Genomic DNA, 352 nt, shown 5'->3' with positions numbered 1-352 from the left:
GAGCAACGCCAAACCGACATGATATTCAACCGCCGCATCCGCGCCCTGCTGCCGCAACGCGAACGCTGCACTAAACCTGAAGCGCTGGCTCAGTTGCGCCGCGAAATCGACACCGTGCTTGTGGGCTTGTGGCAGACCAGCGAAACGCGCCGCCACAAACTTAGCGACAACGACGAAATCAACAACCGTGTATCCATCGACCCAATGAGCTTCTTTGAAGCCCTGCCCAAGCTCTACCGCACCATGGAACGCGATTTTCAGACGGCCTATCCCGGCGTCCGCGTTCCGAATATCCTCAACATCGGCGGGTGGATAGGCGGTGACCGCGTCGGCAACCCGTTCGTTTCTGCCG

1 protein-coding gene is annotated in these 352 nt (G+C 59.4%); it reads left to right on the top strand.

The annotated features are described in order from the left end of the window. The coding region (locus ACTHS4_RS11700; RefSeq protein ID WP_440365976.1) for a phosphoenolpyruvate carboxylase at positions 1-352 on the top strand (352 nt) is incomplete at both ends.

The organism is Neisseria sp. P0014.S009, assembly GCF_051958155.1.
In the GTDB taxonomy this organism is placed as follows: domain Bacteria; phylum Pseudomonadota; class Gammaproteobacteria; order Burkholderiales; family Neisseriaceae; genus Neisseria; species Neisseria flavescens_C.
This window is presented reverse-complemented; position numbering and strand designations above follow the sequence as displayed.